The sequence below is a fragment of the Actinomyces mediterranea genome (genome assembly GCF_900155595.1).
GTDB lineage: Bacteria > Actinomycetota > Actinomycetes > Actinomycetales > Actinomycetaceae > Pauljensenia > Pauljensenia mediterranea.
In genome coordinates this window covers 530,326-550,829 of record NZ_FTPB01000004.1, presented here as the reverse complement: position 1 = coordinate 550,829, position 20,504 = coordinate 530,326, and the positions used below count along the sequence as shown (strand labels likewise).

The 20,504-nt window shown below is 63.9% G+C and carries 16 protein-coding genes; 15 read left to right on the top strand and 1 reads right to left on the bottom strand.

All coding sequences use genetic code 11. The annotated features are described in order from the left end of the window. The first annotated feature begins 28 nt into the window (after positions 1–28). From BQ7471_RS06525 to BQ7471_RS06455, 15 genes are all read left to right on the top strand, one after another. A complete protein-coding gene (locus BQ7471_RS06525) occupies positions 29–388 on the top strand; it encodes an MGMT family protein (RefSeq protein WP_076465083.1) in 360 nt (119 codons plus the stop codon). Between the two features lie 216 nt (positions 389–604). Next, positions 605–2,125 (top strand): sugar ABC transporter ATP-binding protein, encoded by a 1,521-nt coding sequence (locus tag BQ7471_RS06520; RefSeq protein ID WP_076465081.1) that lies wholly within the window; start codon positions 605–607, stop codon positions 2,123–2,125. After that, the gene (locus BQ7471_RS06515) at positions 2,122–3,123 is read left to right on the top strand and encodes an ABC transporter permease (RefSeq protein ID WP_076465080.1); all 1,002 of its coding nucleotides are present in this window, start codon (positions 2,122–2,124) and stop codon (positions 3,121–3,123) included. The genes BQ7471_RS06520 and BQ7471_RS06515 overlap by 4 nt, the downstream gene beginning before the upstream one ends. An 88-nt stretch (positions 3,124–3,211) precedes the next feature. Continuing rightward, positions 3,212–4,261: an ABC transporter substrate-binding protein gene (locus tag BQ7471_RS06510; protein WP_076465078.1), complete on the top strand. Its 1,050-nt coding sequence runs from the start codon at positions 3,212–3,214 to the stop codon at positions 4,259–4,261. A gap of 113 nt (positions 4,262–4,374) precedes the next feature. Then, entirely contained in the window at positions 4,375–6,135 is a 1,761-nt protein-coding gene (locus BQ7471_RS06505; protein ID WP_076465076.1) for an L-fucose isomerase, read from the top strand. 165 nt (positions 6,136–6,300) lie between these two features. After that, positions 6,301–7,707 carry a rhamnulokinase gene (locus BQ7471_RS06500; RefSeq protein WP_076465074.1) on the top strand — a complete coding sequence of 469 codons (1,407 nt, stop codon included), beginning with the start codon at positions 6,301–6,303 and terminating at the stop codon, positions 7,705–7,707. Next, entirely contained in the window at positions 7,682–8,677 is a 996-nt protein-coding gene (locus tag BQ7471_RS06495) for a LacI family DNA-binding transcriptional regulator (RefSeq protein ID WP_076465072.1), read from the top strand. Before BQ7471_RS06500 ends, BQ7471_RS06495 begins: the two co-directional genes overlap by 26 nt. A gap of 17 nt (positions 8,678–8,694) precedes the next feature. After that, entirely contained in the window at positions 8,695–9,126 is a 432-nt protein-coding gene (locus BQ7471_RS06490; RefSeq protein WP_076466219.1) for an RbsD/FucU family protein, read from the top strand. A 280-nt stretch (positions 9,127–9,406) separates the two neighbouring features. After that, positions 9,407–10,153: a DeoR/GlpR family DNA-binding transcription regulator gene (locus BQ7471_RS06485; RefSeq protein ID WP_076465070.1), complete on the top strand. Its 747-nt coding sequence runs from the start codon at positions 9,407–9,409 to the stop codon at positions 10,151–10,153. Positions 10,154–10,163: 10 nt separating this feature from the next. Next, the gene (locus BQ7471_RS06480) at positions 10,164–11,507 is read left to right on the top strand and encodes a dihydrolipoamide acetyltransferase family protein (RefSeq protein WP_076465068.1); all 1,344 of its coding nucleotides are present in this window, start codon (positions 10,164–10,166) and stop codon (positions 11,505–11,507) included. A gap of 15 nt (positions 11,508–11,522) precedes the next feature. Then, complete coding sequence (gene lpdA / locus BQ7471_RS06475; RefSeq protein ID WP_076465066.1) at positions 11,523–12,890, top strand: dihydrolipoyl dehydrogenase; 1,368 nt, start codon at positions 11,523–11,525, stop codon at positions 12,888–12,890. A 64-nt stretch (positions 12,891–12,954) separates the two neighbouring features. Continuing rightward, positions 12,955–15,405, top strand: coding sequence for an alpha-ketoacid dehydrogenase subunit alpha/beta (locus tag BQ7471_RS06470; RefSeq protein ID WP_076465065.1), 2,451 nt, complete (start codon positions 12,955–12,957; stop codon positions 15,403–15,405). Positions 15,406–15,559: 154 nt separating this feature from the next. Next, positions 15,560–16,861: a histidinol-phosphatase gene (locus tag BQ7471_RS06465; protein WP_076465063.1), complete on the top strand. Its 1,302-nt coding sequence runs from the start codon at positions 15,560–15,562 to the stop codon at positions 16,859–16,861. A 93-nt stretch (positions 16,862–16,954) separates the two neighbouring features. Further along, positions 16,955–17,980: an SDR family NAD(P)-dependent oxidoreductase gene (locus BQ7471_RS06460; RefSeq protein ID WP_076465062.1), complete on the top strand. Its 1,026-nt coding sequence runs from the start codon at positions 16,955–16,957 to the stop codon at positions 17,978–17,980. Positions 17,981–18,042: 62 nt separating this feature from the next. Further along, positions 18,043–19,644, top strand: a complete 1,602-nt coding sequence (locus BQ7471_RS06455) for an alcohol dehydrogenase catalytic domain-containing protein (protein ID WP_076465060.1) — start codon at positions 18,043–18,045, stop codon at positions 19,642–19,644. A 466-nt stretch (positions 19,645–20,110) separates the two neighbouring features. Here the strand turns inward: BQ7471_RS06455 and BQ7471_RS06450 are convergent, their stop codons facing one another. Continuing rightward, positions 20,111–20,494, bottom strand: a complete 384-nt coding sequence (locus BQ7471_RS06450) for a VOC family protein (protein ID WP_076465058.1) — start codon at positions 20,492–20,494, stop codon at positions 20,111–20,113. Between the last annotated feature and the right edge of the window lie 10 nt (positions 20,495–20,504).

Genomic DNA, 20,504 nt, shown 5'->3' with positions numbered 1-20,504 from the left:
TACAGAGAAGAGAGGGGAGTGGGCGCCAATGGACGACTGCCGGGTGGAGGCCGTGCTCCGACTCGTGGAGTCCGTGCCGCCGGGGAGTGTGAGCACCTACGGGCAGATCGGCCGCATCGCTGGGATCGGCCCGAGGATCGTCGGACGGATCATGGCCGAATGGGGCGCGACGGTTCCGTGGTGGCGGGTCGTCAGTGCCGCCGGTCGTCTCCCCGTGCGCCTGGGAGAGACGGCAGTTGCCCATTGGCAGGACGAGGGAGTGGCGTTGAGGGGTGGAGGGGGAACAGTCGACTTTCGCGGGGCACGAGTATCCGATGAGTGGCTCGACGCCCAGTGGGAGTGCATCAGCGCCGAATTGGACGCCGCAGAGGATAGGACGCTCGAGTGAGCCGCTGCACAGCGGAGCAGAGCGACTCACACTTTTCGTTAGCGATAACGAATCTGTAACGGTAAGCGCGTTTCGATTCGCATTGCGCCTCCACGTGTCGTATCGTTATCTCACGCCGATGAGGGCGATTTATATGCCTCGTTTCGTTAACGCTAACGTGGTGAGGGTAACAGAATTCCAGGCACATTGAAGTGGCTGGTACCCAAGGGGTGAGAAGTGACGAACTTACTTGAGTTGAAGGGGATCTCCAAGACATTCCCCGGCGTCAAGGCTCTGTCCGATGTGGACCTCGACCTGTGCGCCGGTGAAATCCTGGGGCTCTGCGGTGAGAACGGCGCCGGCAAATCGACGCTGATGAAGGTTCTCACCGGCATCCACAAGGCGGATCCGGGCGGTGAGATCTGGCTGCAGGGGGAGAGGGTCGACCTTCGCGGTCCGAACCATGCCCGCGACCTCGGCCTATCGATCATCCATCAGGAACTCAACATCATTCCCGACCTGACAGTCGCCCAGAACCTCTACATCGGGCGCCTGGGATCCCACGTCGGCTCGTATATCAACGACCGCAAGATGATCAAGGATGCGGCCGAACTCTTCGAGCGCCTCAATATGAACCTCAATCCGACGGATGTGTGCCGCGATCTGCCCGTCGCCAGGCTCCAGATGCTTGAGATCGCGCGCGCCCTGTCCTACGAGTCGACCAAGATCCTCGTGATGGACGAGCCCACCGCGCCGCTCACCACTACGGAAACCGAATCACTCTTCGACCTCGTCCGCAACTTCATCACACCCAAGACCGGACTCATCTTCATCACCCATCGCATGCCCGAGCTCACCGAGCTGACCGACCGCATCTCGGTCCTGCGCGACGGGCACTACGTCGGTACCGTCGAAACGAAGACCACGCCGATGAGCGAAGTCATCAAGATGATGGTCGGGCGCGAAGTCCCCGCCGACGCCCGCCCCACGACGAAGCCGCTGTCCGACGAAGCCGTTCTGAAGGTTGAGCACCTGTCGACGAAGAAGGCGGTCCACGACGTGTCCTTCGAGGTGAAGAAGGGGGAGATCCTCGGATTCGCCGGGCTTGTCGGAGCCGGCCGCACCGAGGTGGCGCGCGCCCTGTCGGGCGCCGATCCCCACACCAGTGGCGATGTCTATATCCACGGCAAGAAGGTGACGATCCGCAATGCCTCCGACGGCGTCAAGCACGGGATCGGCTACCTGTCCGAGGACCGCAAGCAATACGGTCTCCTCCTCGACAAGGACATCTCCTTCAACTCGGCGCTCGCCTCGATGGACCAGTTCTCGAAGGCGACCATCATCCGGGGAAGGAAGATCGTCCAGGCAGCGGAAGAATTCGTCGCCAAGCTGCGCACCCGCACCCCCGGCGTATCCTCCGAGGTCCGCTCCCTATCAGGCGGCAACCAGCAGAAGGTCGTCGTCGCCAAGTGGCTGATCCGCGACTCCGACATCCTCATCTTCGACGAGCCGACCCGCGGCATCGACGTCGGCGCCAAGGATGAGATCTACACCCTTCTCGAAGAACTCGCCTCCCAGGGCAAGGCGATCATCGTCATCTCCTCCGAACTGCCGGAGGTTCTGCGACTGGCCAACAGGATCGCCGTCATGGCGCACGGCCGCATTATCGGCACCCTCGATAACGAGGACGCCACCCAGGAAAACATTATGGAACTGGCCACCGTTGGTCAGGAAGAAGCGAATGGAGTCGTTGCGTGAGCACCGTCGAAGCCAAGACGGCGAAGTCCACTTCCCCGGTGGCCGCCTTCATCAAGTCCAATATGCAGCTCGTCCTCGTGCTTGTTGCCCTGATCATCATCTATGCGTACTTCATGTTCGCAGCCCCCAACTTCGCTCAGCCGAAGATCTTCACCGATATCCTCCTGCAATCCGCCTACACCGGCGTCATGGCCCTGGGCGCCACCTTCGTCATCGCCACCGGTGGCATCGACCTGTCCGTCGGCACGGGCATGACCCTCACCGCCGTCATGGCGGGCGTGTTCCTCTCCGGAGACTGGCTCGACCTTCCACTCGGCGCGGGCCTCATCCTCGTCCTCCTCGTCGGGGCGCTCATCGGCCTCATCAACGGCGTCAATGTCTCCCTCCTCAACCTGCCGCCGTTCATCGCGACGCTGGCAATGATGATGGTCGCACGCGGACTCGCCCTCATCATCTCCGACAAGGCGACGATCTCTATCGCCAACGCCGACTACATCGCACTGTCCACCGGCTCGATCATCCCGGGCATTTCGAACGCTGCCCTCATCTTCGTCGCCTTGACGATCCTGGCGGCATTCCTGCTCAACAAGACGCTCCTCGGGCGCTATGCCCTCGCCATCGGTTCGAATGAAGAGGCGACCCGGCTGTCCGGCGTCAATGTCCGCATGTGGAAGATCGTCATCTACATGACGGCCGGCATCTTCATGGCCGTCGGCGCGATCCTCTACTCCGCGCGCTTCGGCTTCGTCCAGCCCGCCGAGGGCGTCGGCTTCGAACTCAATGTCATCGCCGCAACCGTCATCGGCGGCACATCCCTGTCGGGCGGCCGCGCATCAATCCCCGGCGCCCTTCTCGGCGCACTCATCATGGAGACCCTCAAGAAGGGCCTGACGATGATGGGCGTCGCCTCCGAATGGCAGCTGGTCGTCACCGGCATCGTCGTCCTCCTCGCCGTCTTCATCGACAACATCCGCCGCGCTCGCGAGAACGCAGCCTGACCCCTGACCGCACTCACCCGGACACAGCTGTCCGCTCCCATTAACAGAAGAGACAACAGTCTTTTCACCCCCCATGAAAGGAACACATATGCGCCCCATCGGACGTATCGTCGCCGTCGCCGCCGCCGGCACCATGGCCCTCGGCCTCACCGCATGCTCGACCTCGACCTCCACCACCTCTGAGCCCGCCGCATCGGGCGACAAGCCCGCGGCGACCGACACCTCTACCGCCGTAACCGAGCAGTCGGACGACGTGCCAAAAGGCGATGGCACCAAGACCATCTACCTCGTCTCCAAGGGCTTCCAGCATCGCTTCTGGCAGGCCGTGAAGGAGGGCGCCGAGCAGGCCGGCGCCGAGTACAACTACAAGATCCAGTTCGTCGGACCCGACGACGAGACCAAGGTGACCCAGCAGCTCGACCAGCTTCAGGCCGCCCTCGACACCAACCCGGCCGCCATCGGCCTGGCCGCCCTCGACTCGGGCGCCGCAGCCTCCATCCTCACCGCGATCGATGCGGCGGGCATCCCGATGGTCGCCTTCGACTCTGGCGTCGATTCCGATCTGCCGCTCACCACTGTGTCGACGGATAACAAGGCCGCTGCCGCTGATGCCGCCAAGCACATGATCGAACTGCTCAAGGACAAGACCGGCTCCGTCGGCGTCATCTGCCACGACGCGACCTCCACCACCGGCAAGCAGCGCTGCGACGGCTTCAAGGAGTATTTCACCAAGAACGCTCCGGCGGGCCTCAAGCTCCTCGACGAGCAGATCGCGGGTGAGGTCGGCAAGGCCGCTGACACCTCCAAGGCCATCATCCAGGCCAACTCCGACATCGTCGGCATGTACGGCTCCAATGAGGCCGCGGCCTCCGGCGCGATCCAGGGCGCAACCGAGTCGGGTAAGACCATCACCGTCGTCGGCTTCGACTCCGGCAAGACCCAGATCAAGGCCATCAAGGACGGTACTCAGGCGGGCGCCATCACCCAGGCCCCCAAGCTCATGGGCTACAAGACCGTGACCGCTGCGATCCAGGCGATCAACGGCATCGCACTGCCGAAGACCATCGACTCCGGCTTCTACTGGTACGACGCCTCCAACATCGACTCCGACGAGATCGCACCGAACCTCTACGAGTGATGCACCGCGGTTTGAGGCGGACCGCATCGGTCCGCCTCGAACCGGACCCGAGGATCCGAGGGGTGTGATGACGCCCCCCATATTTCAGAACGAGAACTCAAGGAAGAGGGACTATGACTGACCACCCCCGCATCGGAATCCGCCCCACCATTGACGGTCGCCGCCGCGGCGTGCGCGAGAGCCTCGAGGATCAGACGATGGGCATGGCGAAAGCCGTCGCCGCGCTCTACTCCGAGAACCTGCGCTACACGGACGGTGCCCCCGTCGAATGCGTGATCGCCGACACGACGATCGGCCGCGTCTCAGAGGCGCAGGCCTGCGCCGAGAAATTCCGCGCGAATAACGTTGGACTGACTCTGACAGTCACCCCGTGCTGGTGCTACGGCACCGAGACCACCGACATGGACGCCACCATGCCGCACGCCATCTGGGGTTTCAACGGGACGGAGCGCCCCGGCGCCGTCTACCTCGCCGCCGCCCTCGCGGGTCACGCGCAGATCGGCATCCCCGCCTTCGGCATCTACGGCAAGGACGTGCAGGACGGCGACGACGACTCCATCCCCGAGGACGTTCGTGGACGCCTCCTCGACTACGCGACTGCGGGCCTGGCAGTGGCGCAGATGCGCGGCAAGGCCTACCTGTCGATGGGCTCGGTGTCCATGGGCATCGCGGGCTCAGTCGTCAACCCGGACTTCTTCGGCGCCTATCTCGGCATGCGCAACGAGTACATCGACATGTCCGAGTTCACCCGCCGCATTGACGAGGGCATTTACGACCCCGAGGAATACGAGAAGGCCTACGCCTGGATCCGTGAGAACCTCCAGCAGGGAGAGGACTTCAACCCCGAGGAGTGGAAGAAACCCGAGTTGTACGAGCAATGGTGGGAGTTCACCACCAAGATGACGCTCATCGGCCGCGACCTCATGAACGGAAACCCGAAGCTCGCCGAAATGGGCTTCGAGGAAGAAGCGGGCGGGCACGGCGCCATCGCTGCGGGCTTCCAGGGACAGCGCCAGTGGACCGACCATTTTCCCAACGGCGATGTCATGGAGACCCTCCTCAACACGAACTTCGACTGGAATGGGCCGCGCCAGCCGAATGTCGTGGCGACGGAGAACGATTCGCTCAACGGCGCGTCGATGCTTTTCAACTACCTGTTGACGAACACGCCGCAGATCTTCTCGGACGTGCGCACTTACTGGAGCCCTGAGGCTGTTGAGCGCGTCACCGGTTGGAAGCCCGAGGGCCGCGCGGCTGTGGGCTTCCTCGACCTGCGCAACTCCGGCTCGACCACCCTCGACGGCGCGGGCCAGTCGTTGCGCGACGGCGAGAACTGCATCAAGCCGTTCTGGGAGATCACCGAGGAGGATCAGAAGGCCGCGCTGTCGGCGACGACCTTCCACGCCGCCTCGACCGGCTACTTCCGCGGCGGCGGCTTCTCCACGCACTTCCGCACCGCCGGGGAGATGCCCGTCACCATGTGCCGCATCAACCTGGTCGCCGGGCAACCGGTCATCCAGATCGCTGAGGGATGGACGATCGAGTTGCCCGACGAGGTCGCCACCACCATCGAGGTTCGCACCGATCGCGCATGGCCGACCACGTGGTTCGTCCCGAACCTCACCGGCGAGGGCGCTTTTACGAGTGTCTACGACGTGATGAACAATTGGGGCGCCAACCATGGCGCGATCTCCTACGGGCACATCGGCGCCAAGCTCATCACGCTCGCGTCGATGCTGCGCATCCCCGTGAACATGCATAATGTGCCCGCTGACCAGATCTTCCGCCCGAAGGCATGGTCGCTCTTCGGCACCGAGTCCCTCGAGGCCGCGGACTACCGCGCCTGCGAGAAGTTCGGTCCGATGTACCGCTGATTCATCAGCCTGTGGGCGGGTCCGCCACGGGCCCGCCCACAGGGGGGCGCACTCGAAGGAGAGGATGTCCCCCATGTCACTCCGTGGCGCCCCATCCACACGCGCTCGGTCGTGCCGCCCTGCGCTCGCACAGCCCCCTCCACCGACTCTCAGAAGGGACAACAGATGACCACCGCACTCGCAGTCGATCTGGGATCCGCCTCGGGTCGCGTCATCGCGGGAACTCTGGTCGACGGTCGCGTCGACATCGTCGAAGTACACCGGTTCACGCACCAGGCGAATCGGGTCGACGGGGAACTCGTGTGGGATGTCGACACGATGCTTGGCGAGGTCGTGGCGGGCCTGCACGCTGCGGTGGAGCGATTCCCCGATGCAGTGAGCGTCTCCATCGATACCTGGGGAGTCGACTTCGTCCCGCTTGATGCGAATGGGGACATCGTCGGCCCCGTGCGCGCCTACCGCGATGAGCGTACCGAGCGCACACTCGACGCATTCCGCTCGAGGATCGAGGATCGTGAGTTCTTCAGCCTCACCGGCAACCAGCCCGCGACCATTAATACGGCGAATCAGCTCTTCGCCCTTGTCACCGAGCAGCCTGAACTGGCAGCGCGGATTGACTCCTTCCTCTTCCTGCCCGACTGGTTCGCCTACCGGCTGTCCGGCGTGCGCTCCTGGTCGCGGACCATCGCATCGACCTCCGGATTGTTGGAGCCGGGCGCGACCGACTGGTCGGATGAAGTCTTCGAGAGGCTGGGGATCAACCGCTCCTGGGTCGGCCCTCTCAACGACGATCTCACCGTCGTCGGACCATGCATTATCGAAGGTCTCGAGAGGCTCACCGTCGTACGCGCGGGTGCGCACGATAGTGCGTGCGCCGTCCACGGCCTTCCCATCAACGAGGGTGTGCGCGCCTACTTCCTGTCGTGCGGATCCTGGTCCGTCCTCGGCGCGATCGAAGACCATCCGCTCCTGTCCGATGCCGCCTATGAGATCGGGTTGACCAATGAGGCGCGCACCGATGGGGGAGTGCGCCCCTTGTTCAACATCACCGGTATGTGGATTCTCCAAGAGATTCAGCGCCAGTGGGAGCGTGAGGGAACCCCGACGGACACTGACGAACTCGTTGCCCAGGCCCGCGAGTGCGCTCCCAGTCCGGCCGTGTTCAATCCGGACGATCCGCGCTTCGCCGAGCCCGGCGATATGCAGGGCAAGATCGATGCGGCAATGGACGAGCAGGGCGCCCCCCGACCGAGGTCCATGCCCGAGTACGTTCGCCTCATCATCGAGTCTTTCGCCCGGCGCTATGCGCGTGCGATCGACGAGCTGACGGAGGTCACTGGTGAGCGTCCGGACCAGCTCAACCTCGTGGGCGGCGGTGCGCGCAACCGCCTCCTGTGCGATCTGACGGCAATGATCTCCGGTGTGACGGTCGTGCGAGGCCCGATTGAGGCCTCGACCCTGGGATCGCTGCTCGCGCAACTGGAGATCCTCGGACATCTTGATCCTGCAGATCGTCCTGCGGTGATCGCGGCAGCAGCGAAGACTCATGTCCACACGCCGACTGTCGACTAGGAAAGTATCGCTGGCGGATGTCGCCCGACTCGCCGGCGTCTCCACCAATACGGTCTCGCGCGTCGTGCGCGGCGATCCCGAGGTCGCCAATACGACGCGCAAGAGGATCTCGGAGCTGCTCACCGAAGTCGGATACCGCCCGAACTACGCGGCGAGGGCGCTCGCCGCACATCGAACGGGCGTGCTCCACGTGCTCCTTGCGGCACCGATGTTCCATGGACACGGCCGCGTCCTGCTGTCGGTCCTCAACGCGGGGTCGGAGGCCGGATATCACGTATCCCTGTCGAATGCGTACCGTCCCGACGGCAGACTCGGGCACGAAGTGGCCCCCTTCGACGTCGATGGAGTCGTGATCCTCGCCGGACAGGATCCGTCGGTGGACATGGCAGTCGAAATCGGCAAGCGGGTGCCCACCGTTCTCGTCCTCACCAGTGAGCACGACCTCGACGGGATCTCCACAGTCTCCATCGACAATGTCCGGGGCGCGCGACTGGCGGCAGAACACCTCCTGTCCCAAGGAATTACAGATATCCTCCACGTCGCCGGGCCCGCAGGATGGTCCGACGCTGTGATGCGCCGACAGGGATTCGTACAGGCCTGCGAGGACTACGGCGTCGACGGGCGCATCATCACGTCGTACTCGTGGAACTCCCAGGACGGATACGACGCGATGAGTGCACTGCCCAACCTGCCCGAAGGCATTCAGACCGCCAATGACCAATTGGCGCTCGGCGCCATGCGCCTCATCCACGAGCGCGGCCTCGCCGTGCCCCGTGACGTGAGGGTTGTTGGATTCGACGACATCGACGGGGCGGATTGCTATTCCCCGCCCTTGACGACGATCCGTCAACCTTTTGATCGACTGGGCAAGACGGCTGTCCGCATCGTGCGTTCGATGATGGACGGCGGAGCACCCCAGGACGTCACTATTGATCCGGAGCTGATCATCAGATCCAGCTCGACTCTGTGAAAGGATACCAAGACATCATGATTTATGGACCGATGACGCATCCGCAGTTCCTTCGTGCGCTTGCCGCAGCGGGCCACGGCTCGAAGATACTGCTCGCCGACGCGAACTACCCGCACACGACGGGAGTGTCTGAGCGCTGCGAACTCATCTCCCTCAACTTCGCCCCGGGCATGCTCGACGTCATTCAGATCCTTGAAGTCCTCAAGCGGGTCTGCCCGATCGAGAGGGCGGAGATCATGGTCCCCGCTCCCGATGCCGAGCAGACCGAGATCCCGATCCACGACGAGTTCAAAGCACAGCTGCCCACCACCGAATTCGGCGAGCTATCGCGATTCGACTTCTACGACGCGGCCCGCAGCGATGACGTGGGGATCATTGTCGCAACGGGGGAGCAGCGCCTGTATGGAAACCTCCTGCTGACGGTCGGAGTGCGTCAGCCCAGCGAATGACATCGGGGATCTGAAGCACAGACACGATCATTTTCGTTTTTCTTTCGCTTTGGCGCTCCCGGTGCCCACCCGGCTCCCCCGGGCGCGCACCGGGAGCCGTTTTTATTAGTTTCTCTGATATTACGCTGATTTTGCAGGGTACTGCAGGAGAGGGCGCATAGAGGGCGCTGCCGGCGTCCGTCCTCGTGAATCCTATTGCATACTTTCGATTCAGTGACTAAAATGAAAGCAAGAGAAAAGAAATCGACAGTTTGTCGGTGTTTGCGAAGAGGTGATGAGTATGGGTCGCGCTGAGCGTACAAGCTACATCCTCGACCGTCTCGCCGTTGAGGGCGAGGTGAGTGTCACCGCGCTCGCGGAGTCCCTCGAAGTCTCTCCCGTTACCATTCGCACGACCCTCAAAGAACTCGAAGATGAGGGCTACCTGGTGCGGACCCACGGGGGTGCGCGTCCGACCGCCTACCGCAACGTCCGACTGCGGCTCAACGACCGAGTCGAGGAGAAGGAGCGCATCGCGCGCGCCGCCGCCGACATGATCCGCGACGACGACCGGATCATGATCGAGGCTGGCACCACGTGCTCACTCGTCGTCAAGCATCTCACTGGCCGCAGGGGGATCCAAGTCGTGACGAACTCCCTCCTCGTCTTCCAAAACGCCCGCTCGAACCCCAACATCAATGTGACGTTGACGGGCGGGCGCTTCCACGCGGAGACCGAGTCCCTCGTCGGACCCGTTACCGAGAAATCCATCAAAGATTTCAATGCGCGTCTCGTCTTCCTCGGTACCGATGGCTTCACCGTCGAGCGCGGGCTCACCACCCAGCTTGCCGAGGGCGGCCACGTCGGCACCATCATGCACGAGCGCGCAGAAGAGACCTGGTTGCTGGTCGACTCGTCCAAATACGGGCGAGCCGGTTTCGTCAGCTTCATGGGAATGGAGGACGTCACCGGGATCATCACCGATGACGGTCTGCCTGAAGAATCCATCAAAGAATTGACCGAGCGCACCCAACTGCGCGTCGTCTAGGAGGAAACACATGGCCACAATCGTGGTGATGCCCCAGCTGGGCAACTCCGTCGAGTCCTGTATCGTCGTCGAATGGCAGGTCGCTGTCGGCGACACCGTCGCAGTCGACCAGACGCTGTGCTCGATCGAAACTGACAAGTCGACGATGGAGGTGCCCTCGACTGAAGCCGGCACCGTCCTGAAGCTTCTGTGGGACGAGGGCGACGAGGTCCCCGTCAAGGATCCTCTCGTCATCATCGGCGAGGCCGGGGAGGACATCTCCTCCCTCATCCCCGGCGCCGATGACGCCGCCGCAGAGCAGCTTGCTACCGATGAGCCCGCGGTCCAGGCCCCCGCCGCGCCGTCATTCGCGACCACTACCGCATCGGGCGCCGTCTCCCCGCGCGCACGCGCACTGGCAGGGGCGAAGGGGATCGACACCGCGGCTATCACCGAAGGCTCGGGTCCGCACGGGCGCGTCATCGAGCGCGACGTCAAGGCCGCGATCGCCTCCGGACCCGCGTACACCTCCGCAGCCCAGACCATGGGCGGAAGCGCCTCGCAGGGAACCGGAATCGGCGGACGCGTCACCACTGCGGATCTCGCAGCGCCCCACGAGGGCACCCCCGCCGCTGTCGTCGCAGCAGCCACCGCAGCTTCACCCGCGGACTTCCCGGGCGCATCCACCGCCGAGCAGCTCAAGGGCGTGCGCAAAGTCGTCGCCCAGCGCATGATGGCCTCTCTCGCCGAGTCCGCACAGCTCACACTCAATACGACGGCGAATGCCGCGGGAATCCTCGCACTACGCAAGAAGGTGAAGAACTCCGACGAAACCCTCGGACTCACGACAATCACCCTCAACGACCTCGTCTGCTTCGCGGCGTCGCGCACCCTCGTGAAGTATCCCGCCTTCAACGCCCACCTCGAGAACGGAACGCTCACGAAGTTCGAGCAGGTCCACCTCGGATTCGCGGCCGATACCCCGCGCGGACTCCTCGTCCCCGTGATCCGCTCGGCACAGGTCCTCTCGCTCAAGCAGTTCTCGGCTGAGGCCAAGCGCCTCGCATCCGAGGCGATCGCGGGAACCATCAGTCCCGACTACCTGTCCGGCGGAACCTTCACTGTGTCCAACATCGGATCCTTCGGCATCGAGACCTTCACCCCCGTCATCAACCGCCCCCAGACGGCGATCCTCGGGGTCGGCACGATCATCGCACGTCCAACAGTCAACGCGGACGGGACGATCGGGGTCGAACAGCGACTCAACCTCTCGCTGACGATCGACCACCAGGTCATCGATGGTGCGGACGGCGCTCGCTTCCTCACAGACCTCGTCGCCGCGATCGAGAACATCGACATCACCGTTCTTGCCTGAGACAAGGAGACAACTATGGCTGAAACGAACTTTGACGTCATCATCCTCGGTGCGGGCCCCGGCGGCTACCTCGCGGCTGAGCGCCTCGGACATGCCGGCAAGAGGGTCCTCCTCATCGAGGAGCAGCACCTCGGGGGCACCTGCCTCAACGTCGGCTGCATCCCCACCAAGACCCTCCTGGCGGGCGCGAAGAACTACCTGCACGCCCAAGAGGCCGGACAATTCGGCGTCGAAGCTACCGGCGTCACCCTCGACTGGGCGCGCCTGCAGGACTGGAAGAACAAGGTCGTCTCCGGTCTCGTCTCCGGCGTCGCCGCAACGGAGAAGCGCGCCGGAGTCACTGTCGTCTCCGCTCGGGGCCGCTTCGAGGGACCCGGCAGGGTGAGCGCCGACGGCGTTACCTACACAGCGGACCACGTCATCATCGCCACTGGTTCCGTGCCCGCCGTCCCGCCGATCCCCGGCGTGGCGGACAACCCGGCCGTCGTCGACTCCACGGGCATCCTCTCCCTGCCGGAGATCCCCAAGCGTCTCGCCGTCATCGGAGGCGGAGTCATCGGCGTGGAGTTCGCCTCCCTGTACTCCACCCTCGGCTCTGAAGTCACCGTCATCGAGATGACGCCCGAGATCCTCCCCTTCATGGATGATGACATGGCCGTCAAAATGCGCCAGGCAATGAAGGGCATCACCTTCGAACTCGGATGCCGCGTCGAATCCCTCGACGGTGCGACGGTCCACTACTCCAAGGGCGATGAGAAGAAGTCCATCGAGGCCGATATCGTGCTCATGGCTGTCGGGCGCCGCTCCGCGACCCAGGGATGGGGAGCCGAGGAGGCTGGACTCGATATCAACCGGGGCATCGTCGTTGACGACACCATGCGGACCAACCTGCCGAATGTGTGGGCGATCGGTGATGTCACCGGGCGTTCCCTCCTCGCGCACGCCGCCTACCGCATGGGTGAGATCGCTGCCGCGAATATCTGCGACCCCGAGGCCTCCACGCACGGCGAGGTCATGCGCTGGAACACCGTCCCCTGGGCCGTCTACTCCATCCCCGAGGCGGCGGGTGTCGGCCTCACCGAATCCGCTGCGAAGAAGGAGGGCCGCGAGGTCCTCGTTGGCAAAGTGCCCGCTCAAATGTCGGGCCGCTTCATCGCGGAAAACGGTTTCAAAGCCCCGGGCGAGGCGAAGATCCTCGTAGACCCCGCAACCCACCAGATCCTCGGCATCCATGTCCTGGGCGCCTACGCGGCAGAGATGATCTGGGGCGCGCAGGCCGTCCTCGAAATGGAACTCACCGTCGAAGACCTCCGCCAGGTCGTCTTCCCCCACCCGACCGTTTCCGAAGTGATCCGCGAGGCAGCATGGGCAGTCAAGCTCTGACCCGGACCATCCCCTCGGACACCCTCCCCTGCTTCACACGCTCTAACTGAGAGAAGAAAAACTCATGACGAAGTCACTCATCGTTGACCCGGCGAAGGTACGCGCCGCAGGACGAGTCGAGTTCCCTGAAATTCCGATCAACCAGTACACCTTCAACCTGGCGACCGAGGTCGGCCGCCACGGCGAGGACGGCATGGTGAACATGCTCCACGATATGATCGTCGTGCGCACCTTCGAATCCATGCTCGACTCGATTAAGAAGACCGGCGAATGGGAGGGCATCGCCTACAACCACAGGGGCCCCGCCCACCTCGGCGTCGGCCAGGAGTCCGCATACGTCGGCCAGGCAGCGGTCCTCACCCCAGACGATCAGGTCTTCGGATCTCACCGCTCCCACGGCGAGATCCTCGCCAAGTGCTACTCGGCGATGCGACAGATCCCCGCCGACCAGCTCGAAGAGATCATGAAGGGATTCCTCGGCGGCGAGACGCTCTCTTTTGCGGAGAAGATCGACTACACGGACACGCTCGACCTCACTGAGAACTTCATCCTCTTCGGCGCCCTCGCTGAGATCTTCGCCCGCAAGGCGGGCTTCAACCGCGGCCTCGGCGGCTCGATGCACACTTTCTTCCTCCCCTTCGGCTCCTACCCGAATAACGCGATCGTCGGCGGATCCGCCCCGGTCGCCAATGGCGCCGCCCTGTTCAAGCGGATCAACCGCAAGCCCGGCATCGTCGTCTCCAATGTCGGTGACGCGGCCCTCGCCTGCGGTCCCGTCTGGGAGGCCATGAACTTCGCGGCCATGGACCAGTTCCGTACCCTGTGGCGCGAAGAGGACGGCGGCAACCCGCCTATCCTGTTCAACTTCTTCAACAACTTCTACGGCATGGGCGGTCAGACCTTCGGCGAGACCATGGGCTACGACGTCCTCGCCCGCGTCGGCGCCGCCCTCAACCCCGAAGCGATGCACGCTGAACGTGTCGACGGCATCAACCCGCTCGCCGTCGCAGACGCGGTCTCCCGCAAGAAGAAGATCCTCGAAGAGGGTCGCGGTCCCGTCCTCATGGACACCATCACCTACCGCTTCTCCGGCCACTCGCCCTCGGACGCCTCCTCGTACCGCACTAAGGACGAGGTCGAGCTGTGGGAGGACGTCGACTGCATCAAGACTTACTCCGACCTGCTCATCTCCAACGGTCTGACCACTCAGTCCGACATCGACGACTACACCGCGGGCCTGACCGAGAAGCTCACGAAGGTCCTGCGCCTGGCGATCGACGAGGAGAATTGCCCCCGCGTCGCCGACGGCTACATCGACACCGTCATGTTCTCCAACACCCCCACGGAGAAGATGGAAGAGGGCGAAGCCGAGATCGACCTCGAGGGCAACCCGCGCGTCGCCGCAATCGCCCGCAAGGTCCGCACCGCCTTCGACGAGAACGGTAAGCCGGTCTCGAAGATGCGCATGTACCAGTTCCGCGATGGCCTCTTCGAAGCGATGCTCCACCGCTTCAAGGAGGACCCGACGATGGCGGCCTGGGGCGAGGAGAACCGCGACTGGGGCGGAGCCTTCGCCGTCTACCGCGGCCTCACCGAGGCCCTGCCATACCGCCGCCTCTTCAACTCGCCGATCGCCGAGGCCTCGATCGTGGGCGCCGGCGTGGGTTACGCGATGGCCGGCGGCCGCGCGGTCGTCGAGCTCATGTACTGCGACTTCCTCGGCCGAAGCGGCGATGAGGTCTTCAACCAGATGGCCAAGTGGCAGTCGATGTCCGCCGGGCTCCTCAAGATGCCCCTCGTCCTGCGCGTCTCCGTCGGCAACAAGTACGGCGCCCAGCACTCCCAGGACTGGTCGGCCCTCACCGCCCACATCCCCGGCCTCAAGGTCTACTTCCCGACGACCCCGACCGATGCGAAGGGCATGCTCAACCTGGCGCTGCGCGGCACCGATCCGGTGGTTTTCTTCGAGTCCCAGCTCCTGTACGACAAGGGCGAGGAATTCGAGCCCGGCGGTGTTCCCGAGGGCTACTACGAGACCCCCGAGGGCGAGCCGGCGATCCGCCGCGAAGGCTCCGACATCACGATCGCGGGCTACGGCGCAACCATCTACCGTGCCCTCGATGCAGCGAAGGTGCTCGAAGAGAAGTACGGCATGAGCGCCGAGGTCATCGACCTGCGTTTCGTCGCACCCCTCAACTACGACACGCTTATCGCATCGGTGAAGAAGACGGGCCGCCTGCTGCTCACCTCCGACGCCGTCGAGCGCGGCAACTTCCTCAACACCGTCGCCACCAACGTCCAGACCCTCGCCTTCGACGCCCTCGACGCGCCGATCGCAGTGGTCGGTTCTCGCAATGGCATCACCCCCGGTCCCGAGTTGGAGTCCTACTTCTTCCCGCAGGTCGAGTGGATCATCGATGCGATCCATGAGCGCATCGTCCCCCTCCCGGGCCACGTGCCGTCGACGAACCAGACCGAGGGCGAGATCGCTCGCCTCAACCGTCTCGGACTGTGATGACATGGCTCTGGCGGGCCGGTTCTTCGGCCCGCCAGAGTCGGCGCCGATAACGCGCATGCTCCGATGAAGGAGCGCCGCCCCAGTGCGGACCCCGGAGCGCCACAGGAGGCACTCCACTCACCCGCTTTCCACCCCCAGATGCGAGGACCCGATGGACGCTACCAACGATGTCAGCCTGAGCCAGGAGGAGCGGCTCGACGCCCTGGCACAGACCCTTGAGACGGAGGCCTTCCCCGAGTGGGTCGCCGAATCGAATAACCACATCCACACGTGCTACTCCTTCAGCCCCTACACGCCGACCGCCGCAGCACTCGGCGCGCGCCGGGCAGGTCTGAGGGTCGTCGGTTCCGTTGACCACGACTCCATTGTCGCAGCACCCGAGATGACCGCCGCCTGCCGTCTGCTGTCCATGGGCTCGGTCACGGGGTTCGAGATCCGCGCATTCTTCGACCCTGACGGTCCCTTCGCGACCCGCAAGCTCAACAACCCGGACTCCGAGGGCATCGCCTATATGACCGTTCAGGGAGTCCCCGCTTCCTCACGCGAAACAGTTGCCCAGTGGCTCGCGCCAAAGCGCGCTGCGCGCCTGGAGCGCACCCTCGCCATGGCGAGGGCCGCCAATGAGATTCTCACCGGCCTCGGCCTCGAACCCTTCGACCCCGAGGCGGATATGGTAGGAATCTCCCAGTACGCCAATGGGGGAGGCATCACCGAGCGCCACCTCCTCGCAGCGATGGCGACGGCACTCATCAGGGGTTTCGGTCGCGGCGCCTCCCTCGTCGAGGGGCTTCAGCGCATGGGTGTGTCGATCCCGCCCGCCCTTGAGGGCGCCCTCGCAGATCCAGACAATCCGCACCTCATGTACGACCTGCTCGGCGTCCTCAAGTCCGAGTACCTCGCGCAGATCTACATCCAGCCGACCGATGAGTGCCCGACCGCTGAACAGGTGGTCGCCTTCGCGGACTCGGTAGGAGCGATCGCCACCTACGCCTACCTGGGCGATGTCTCGGCCTCGCCGACCGGTGACAAGAAGGCAGAGAAGTTCGAAGACGAGTTCCTCGATGAACTCTTCGAGGCGATGGAGGCCAAGGGGTTGCGCGCCGTCACCTACATGCCGCCGCGCAATACAAGCGCCCAGCTCGAGCGCATCCATGCGCTCGCCATGAAGCACGGGATGCTGGAGATCTCCGGCGTCGACATCAACCAGCCGCGCCAGGCATTCAATTGTCCCGAACTGCGCAGCCCGCAGTTCGAGGACCTCAACGAGGCGACTTGGGCGATGGTGGCGCACGAGGCGCTCACCGATATCGACCCGTCTCTCCACCTGCTCGGCGACTCGAGGCTCTCACCCGAACAACTCGCCGTGCGCATCGCATCCTATGCGCCGCTGGGACGCGCGATCGCGGACGGGGAGGACCCGGCAACACTCGCCGCCTCCGCCCCGCGCGTCTGACCCCGGAGCCGCTCGCAGGGCCGAGCATCCGACAGGCGCCCATCAGAAGAACATCGGTCGCCGCTGCGACCACACAAAACGAAGGACATCAACATGAGCACTGCACCGCTGCTGAGGGGACTGTTCCTGGCCGCCCTCGCACGCCCGGTCATCGTGCGGGCCACCGACAAGCCCGCCGCACTCACCCTCCCCGCAGGCGACGACCTCGTCTCCTTCGATGCGTCGACGCTGGCAGGAACCGAACTGCCGGTCGTCGTCTCCGCAGGAGAGGAGACCTTCGAAGTGACGGGCACGCCGCGCGGTGAGCGCGAGATCTCCGGGCGAGTCGCCCTCGTCACCGGCGGTGCCCAGGGCTTCGGTGCTGAGATCGCCAAGGGCCTCGTCGACCAGGGCTGCTTCGTCTACATCGCGGACCTCAACGCTGAGGGCGCTGCGAAGAAGTGCGAAGAACTCGGAGAATCCGTCACCCATCCGATCACCGTGAATGTCGCCGACGAAGATTCGGTCGCCGCAATGACTGAGGAGATCGAACGCACGACCGGCGGCATCGACCTTGTCGTGTCGAATGCGGGGATCGTTCGTGCGGGCTCCGTCCTCGAACAGGACGCTTCCGCTTTCCGCCTCTCCACAGACATCAACTATGTCGCCTTCTTCCTGGTGACCAAGCACCTCGGCGGACTGCTGGCACGCCAGCATCAGACCGCGGGCGCATGGCTGACCGATATCATCCAGATCAACTCCAAGTCGGGACTGGTCGGGTCGAATAAGAACGCAGCCTACGCGGGCTCCAAGTTCGGCGGCATCGGCCTCGTCCAATCCTTCGCATTGGAAATGGTCGAGCACGGCGTCAAAGTCAATGCGATCTGCCCCGGGAACTTCTACGACGGGCCCCTGTGGTCCGACCCGGAGAAGGGACTGTTCGTCCAGTACCTCAACTCCGGGAAGGTCCCCGGAGCGACGAGTGTCGCCGATGTCAAGGAATTCTACGAGTCGAAAGTGCCGATGCGCCGTGGCGCCTCTGGAATCGACGTCCTTCGCGCGATCTACTACATCGTCGAACAGGCCTATGAAACCGGTCAGGCGGTGCCCGTTACCGGCGGCCAAGTCATGATGAACTGAAACCGTGGCCCCTGCCCGACGCCGCACCGGTTCTTATTGGCACCATTCGTAAAGGAAGATCAATGACCACCTACCCCGACACCCAGTACGCCATTCAGATCGTTGGCGCCGACGAGTTCGTCGTCAACACCGACAAGCCGATCGACGCGGTCGGCCCGCATCAGATGATGCTCAAAGTGGAGGCCTGCGGGATCTGCTTCTCCGACACGAAACTCCTCCACCAATTCGACACCCATCCGCGCAAGTCCGAGGTCATCGCAGGAATCAGCCCCGATGCCCTCGCCGACATCCCGAACTATCGGCCCGGCACGCAGCCGACGGTCCCCGGACACGAGCCGGTCGTCCGCGTGGTCGAGGTCGGCGACAAGGTCACCCGCTTCAAGGTCGGGGACCGTCTGCTCGTTCAAGCGGACTGGAAGCACCTGCGCACCGCCAAGTCGAATGGGGCATTCGGCTACAACTTCGAGGGCGCGCTGCAGGAGTACACGGTCGTCGACGAGCGCTGCGTCGTGTCTCCTGGTGGCGAGGAATTCCTCATCCACGTCTCAGAAGGACCGTCGGCCGCAGCGGTCGGCCTCATTGAGCCGTGGGCGACTGTTGAGGGCTCCTACGCGTGGGCGGAGCGCGATCATCTCGCGGACGACGGGCGACTCCTCGTCATCGGCGAGGGCGATGTCGATGCAATGACCGCGGCGCACGCCCCCGCAGAGATCGTCCGCGTCGACGCGGAGGGCCTCGCCGACGTCGGCGGGGTCTTCGACGACATCATCTACTTCGGCTCGGATCCCGACACGATCGAGAAGGCCTCCCTGTTGCTGGGCACCCGCGCCGTCATGTGCGTCGCCCTGGGAGGCGGGACCATCGGGCGCAAGGTCAGCCTTGACATCGGCCGCGTCCACTACGACTTCATCCGCTTCTGCGGCACCACTGGCTCTGATCCGGCTGAGGGTTATGAGTGGATCCCCGCCAATGGGGATCTACGCGAGGGCGACAAGTGTGCGTTCATCGGTGCAGCGGGCCCGATGGGTGTCATGCATACGATGCGCGCCGTCACTTCGGGAGTCCCCGGACTGTCGGTCGTCGGCACCGACCTGTCGGATGAACGCCTGGAGAACCTCACAGCTGTCGTCGGCCCGACCGCGCAGAAGAACGGCGTGCCCCTCGACATCATCAACACGTCCACGACGCCGCTGGAGTACGGCTACACCTACGTCACGTGCCTGGTGCCGGTGCCCGCCCTCGTATCGCAAGCCGTCGACATGTGCGCCGAGGGCGCGATCCTCAACGCATTCGCTGGGATCCCCGCCGGAACCTTCGGCGACTTCGACCTGCAGGGCATTATCGAGCGGAAGATCTTCATGCTCGGCACCTCGGGTTCCGATGTGTCGGATATGCGCACGGTGCTGCGCAAGATCGAGGAGGGGGTCATCGACACGACGATCTCCCTATGGGCGGTGACCGGAATGGCGGGCTTCGGCGACGCCATCAACTCCGTCATCAACCGGACATCGGGGGGTAAGATCATGGTCTTCCCGACCCTCCACGACCTCGGCCTCACCCCGGTGAACGAGCTTGCAGATAAGTACCCCGAGGTTGCAGCCAGGCTCAGTGAGGGCCTGTGGACCAAGGAGGCGGAGGAAGCTCTTCTGGCCACTGCCGAGTGAATCCACGCGACGGCAATGAGAAGCCCCGGAGCGGTGTTGAACCGCTCCGGGGCTTCTCCGTCGGGGGTGCTCCCGCCCTCGTTCAGATGATCGAGAGAGGCGACTCGAAAGTCACCAGACCCGGAACCTGACTAGTGTCAATGTCCTCGGGATTAGCACCCCGCCGTCAACGACTGGGCCCCACGCAGGATCCAAGGGAAGGAACAATGAGGGACTTTCATAAGCTCAATCCGGCAGATATATCGCAGCGTTTTCCGAATTGAGAGCGCGAGTCGAGTGGATCGTTCGACGTGGACGTGTTGCTTCCCTTGCGCCCACGCACGAAGCGCGAGTCCTTCAACTCGCTGCGAGCCACGCGGTCATCAAGCTACAAGCGATCATCGAACCTGCCTCCCGGAATCGTGGAAGAGAACTTGGATTAGCCGTTTCCCCTCGTGCGGGGGATGCGTAACCGGACGGCGCGCGGTCAGATGGTGATCTCGACCTGGTTGTCTTCGATCCCCACGATGCACGATTCGTAGTAGCCGTCACCCGTTGTCCGAGGACCGGAGACGACCGTGTACCCGTCGTGGCGCAGTCGCTCAGTCAACGCGTCAACGGCTTCGGCCGAGCCCAGTGAGAAGGCGATATGAGCCCAACCGGAGCGGTCGAGTGCTTTAGGATCGTCGACCATTGAAGGCTTCGTCATCACTTCCACCCGTGCTCCGTCGTCGAAGGTGATGAAGTAGCTGCGGAAGTCTGTGCGGGGATTGTGATAACCGTCGTTCGCGCATCCCCCGAAGTAGTCGACGAAAAAGTCGCGTGCGGCTTCAAGATCGGTGACATAGAGGGCGACATGTTCGATACGCATAAGAATTCCT

What these genes read in the sequence shown, in the direction of transcription:
- BQ7471_RS06525 (WP_076465083.1), top strand. Translation starts at nt 29, where the DNA reads ATGGACGACTGCCGGGTGGAGGCCGTGCTCCGACTCGTGGAGTCCGTG.
- BQ7471_RS06510 (WP_076465078.1), top strand. Translation starts at nt 3,212, where the DNA reads ATGCGCCCCATCGGACGTATCGTCGCCGTCGCCGCCGCCGGCACCATG.
- BQ7471_RS06505 (WP_076465076.1), top strand. Translation starts at nt 4,375, where the DNA reads ATGACTGACCACCCCCGCATCGGAATCCGCCCCACCATTGACGGTCGC.
- BQ7471_RS06500 (WP_076465074.1), top strand. Translation starts at nt 6,301, where the DNA reads ATGACCACCGCACTCGCAGTCGATCTGGGATCCGCCTCGGGTCGCGTC.
- BQ7471_RS06495 (WP_076465072.1), top strand. Translation starts at nt 7,682, where the DNA reads ATGTCCACACGCCGACTGTCGACTAGGAAAGTATCGCTGGCGGATGTC.
- BQ7471_RS06490 (WP_076466219.1), top strand. Translation starts at nt 8,695, where the DNA reads ATGATTTATGGACCGATGACGCATCCGCAGTTCCTTCGTGCGCTTGCC.
- BQ7471_RS06485 (WP_076465070.1), top strand. Translation starts at nt 9,407, where the DNA reads ATGGGTCGCGCTGAGCGTACAAGCTACATCCTCGACCGTCTCGCCGTT.
- BQ7471_RS06480 (WP_076465068.1), top strand. Translation starts at nt 10,164, where the DNA reads ATGGCCACAATCGTGGTGATGCCCCAGCTGGGCAACTCCGTCGAGTCC.
- lpdA (WP_076465066.1), top strand. Translation starts at nt 11,523, where the DNA reads ATGGCTGAAACGAACTTTGACGTCATCATCCTCGGTGCGGGCCCCGGC.
- BQ7471_RS06470 (WP_076465065.1), top strand. Translation starts at nt 12,955, where the DNA reads ATGACGAAGTCACTCATCGTTGACCCGGCGAAGGTACGCGCCGCAGGA.
- BQ7471_RS06465 (WP_076465063.1), top strand. Translation starts at nt 15,560, where the DNA reads ATGGACGCTACCAACGATGTCAGCCTGAGCCAGGAGGAGCGGCTCGAC.
- BQ7471_RS06460 (WP_076465062.1), top strand. Translation starts at nt 16,955, where the DNA reads ATGAGCACTGCACCGCTGCTGAGGGGACTGTTCCTGGCCGCCCTCGCA.
- BQ7471_RS06455 (WP_076465060.1), top strand. Translation starts at nt 18,043, where the DNA reads ATGACCACCTACCCCGACACCCAGTACGCCATTCAGATCGTTGGCGCC.
- BQ7471_RS06450 (WP_076465058.1), bottom strand. Translation starts at nt 20,494, where the DNA reads ATGCGTATCGAACATGTCGCCCTCTATGTCACCGATCTTGAAGCCGCA.